The organism is bacterium, from assembly GCA_030654305.1.
GTDB lineage: Bacteria > Krumholzibacteriota > Krumholzibacteriia > LZORAL124-64-63 > LZORAL124-64-63 > PNOJ01.
Map to the genome: position 1 here is coordinate 1 of JAURXS010000034.1, position 2,750 is coordinate 2,750.

Here is a 2,750-nt window from a genome sequence, read left to right on the forward strand (position 1 = left end):
AAGCCGTCGGGATCGTCAAGGCGCTGCTGACCTACCTGCCGCAGAACAACATGGAGACGCCGCCCTCCCGTCACTTCGACGGCACCGTCATCGACGACGAAGAGATGGACTGGATCATCCCGGACGACCCCCGCGCCGCCTACGACGTCAAGGAAGTCATCTCCCGCCTGGTGGACGACGGCGTGTTCCTGGAAGTCCAGAAGGACTTCGCGGCGAACCTGGTCGTCGGCTTCGCGCACCTCGGCGGTCTGGCCGTGGGCATCGTCGCCAACCAGCCCATGGTCATGGCGGGCGTGCTGAACATCGACGCCGCCGACAAGGGCGCGCGGTTCATCCGCACCTGCAACATCTACAACATCCCGCTGATCACGCTGGTGGACGTGCCCGGCTTCCTGCCCGGCGTCGCGCAGGAGCACGGCGGCATCATCCGCCACGGCGCGAAGATGCTGTTTTCCTACTCCGCCGCGACGGTGCCGAAGCTCACCGTGATCCTGCGCAAGGCCTACGGCGGCGCCTTCCTGGCGATGTGCAGCAAGGACGTCGGCGCGGAGTCCGTGCTGGCCTGGCCCACGGCCGAGATCGCCGTGATGGGGCCGGAGGGGGCCGCGCGGGTGCTCTACCGCAAGGAACTGAAGGAGGCGGCCGATCCCGTCGCCCTGTTCAAGGAGAAGGTCGCCGAGTACCGGCAGGAGCACGCCAACCCGTTCCACGCCGCCGAGGCGCTGCACCTGGACGACATCATCCGCCCGTCGTGGACCCGGCGCCTGCTGATCGAGCGCCTGGGCCTGCTGCGGACCAAGCGCGACATCCGCCCCCACAAGAAGCACGGGAACATACCGCTATGATGACGCACATGTCGCCGTGGATGGTCGCCCTGGTCGCCTTCGGCCTCGTGTTCATGGCCCTGGGGCTGCTGGCGACCCTGTTGTACGTCCTGCGCGCCCTGTCGGTCCGCTCCCTGAAGGGCGCGCGCGCGCCGGAGCAGGGCGGACTCGATCCCGATACCCTCGCCGTGATCGCCGCCGCCGCCTACGCGACGCTCGGCGCTCCCATCCGCATCCATCGCGTCCACGCCCACGCCGACGAGGCCGACGAGTCCTGGGGGCAGGCGGGCCGCATGGATATCATGGTCTCCCACCAGGTGGGTCCGAAATGAAGAAACTGCGCCTGACGCTGAACGGAACGATCTACGAAGTGACGGTCGAAGTGCTCGAGGACGACGAGCAGTACGTCACCGGCTCCAACACGATGTCGGGGCTGCCGTCGTCGCCGGGAGCGCCGCGGCCCCGCCGCGCCGAGCCCTCGCCCGCGGCTCCGCGCCCGCCTGCGCCCGCCCAAGCCCACACGGCCGCCGACGGGAACGCCATCACGGCCCCGTTGGCCGGCACCGTGCGCAAGGTGCTGGTGCAGGTCGGCGAAACCGTCGAAGCGAAGACGCAGGCCTTCGTGCTCGACGCCATGAAGATGGACACCTACATCTACGCCCCGCACCACGGCACCGTCCAGGAAGTGTGCGTCCAGGTCGGCGACACCGTCCAGGTGGGCACGGTGCTGGCCCGCTACCGGTCGGAGGGGTGACGTGGACGCCCTCTGGACCTCGACCGGCCTGGCGAACATGTCGTGGCGCGAGCTGACGATGCTCTGCATCGCCTGCCTGCTGCTCTGGCTGGCCATCCGCAAGCAGTTCGAGCCGCTGCTGCTGGTACCCATCGGCTTCGGAGCGCTCATGGCGAACCTGCCGCTGTCGGGCCTGATGGCCGAGGGCGGCCCGGGCGAGATGGGCGGCCTGTTCCACTACCTTTTCTACGGCGTGAAGCTGGAGATCTTCCCGCCCCTGATCTTCCTGGGGCTGGGGGCGCTCACGGACTTCGGGCCGCTGCTGTCCAACCCCAAGACCTTCTTCCTGGGCGCCGCGGCGCAGCTGGGCGTCTTCGGCACCTTCCTGGCCGCCAACGCCATGGGCTTCACGCCGCAGGAAGCGGCCTCCATCGGCATCATCGGCGGCGCCGACGGCCCGACCTCCATCTACCTGACCATGAAGCTGGCGCCGCACCTGCTGGGCGCCATCGCGGTGTCGGCCTACTCCTACATGGCGCTGGTGCCGCTCATCCAGCCGCCGATCATGCGCCTGCTGACCACGAAGAAGGAACGCGCCATCCGCATGGTGGACAACTTCGACGTGGCGCCCTGGGTCCGCATCATCTTCCCCATCGGCGTGACGATCGTGGCCGCCCTGATCGTGCCGGCCGCGACCAGCCTGATCGGCCTCTTGATGTTCGGCAACCTGCTGCGCGAGTGCGGCGTGACCGAGCGGCTGACCCGCTCGGCCCAGAACGAACTGATCAATCTCATCACGATCATCCTGGGTCTGTGCGTGGGCGTGACGATGTCCGGCGACACGTTCCTGCGGGCCGAGACGATGAAGATCCTGGTGCTCGGGTGCGTGGCCTTCGCGTTGTCGACGGCCGGCGGCCTGATGCTGGGCAAGATCATGGCGCGGATGCCGGGCAGCCCCGTCAACCCGCTGATCGGGGCCGCGGGCGTCTCGGCGGTGCCGATGGCGGCGCGCGTGGCGCACAACGTGGCGCAGGAGACGGATCCGCACAATTACCTGCTGATGCATGCGATGGGGCCCAACGTCGCTGGAGTCATCGGTACTGCGGTGGCGGCCGGTGGACTCCTCGCGCTGTTGAAATAGGCCCGGATCACGAGATCGTCTCCGCCCGTTGCCAGGTCGCCTACGCCCTGGA

At 68.5% G+C, this 2,750-nt stretch carries 4 protein-coding genes; all 4 read left to right on the forward strand.

Translation table 11 applies throughout. From position 1 onward, the window contains the following. Nucleotides 1–845, forward strand: an 845-nt coding sequence (locus tag Q7W29_00815) for a carboxyl transferase domain-containing protein (GenBank protein MDO9170356.1), incomplete at its 5' end; no start/stop codon positions are given. A gap of 8 nt (nucleotides 846–853) precedes the next feature. Continuing rightward, the gene (locus tag Q7W29_00820) at nucleotides 854–1,156 is read left to right on the forward strand and encodes a hypothetical protein (protein ID MDO9170357.1); all 303 of its coding nucleotides are present in this window, start codon (nucleotides 854–856) and stop codon (nucleotides 1,154–1,156) included. Beyond that, complete coding sequence (locus tag Q7W29_00825) at nucleotides 1,153–1,578, forward strand: biotin/lipoyl-containing protein (protein MDO9170358.1); 426 nt, start codon at nucleotides 1,153–1,155, stop codon at nucleotides 1,576–1,578. The genes Q7W29_00820 and Q7W29_00825 overlap by 4 nt, the downstream gene beginning before the upstream one ends. Before the next feature lie 37 nt (nucleotides 1,579–1,615). Beyond that, nucleotides 1,616–2,698, forward strand: a complete 1,083-nt coding sequence (locus tag Q7W29_00830) for a sodium ion-translocating decarboxylase subunit beta (GenBank protein MDO9170359.1) — start codon at nucleotides 1,616–1,618, stop codon at nucleotides 2,696–2,698. Nucleotides 2,699–2,750 lie beyond the last annotated feature (52 nt).

Bases quoted from the DNA above. Each gene is read 5' to 3' on its own strand.
- Q7W29_00830 (MDO9170359.1), top strand. From the start codon at position 1,616: ATGTCGTGGCGCGAGCTGACGATGCTCTGCATCGCCTGCCTGCTGCTC.
- Q7W29_00820 (MDO9170357.1), top strand. From the start codon at position 854: ATGTCGCCGTGGATGGTCGCCCTGGTCGCCTTCGGCCTCGTGTTCATG.
- Q7W29_00825 (MDO9170358.1), top strand. From the start codon at position 1,153: ATGAAGAAACTGCGCCTGACGCTGAACGGAACGATCTACGAAGTGACG.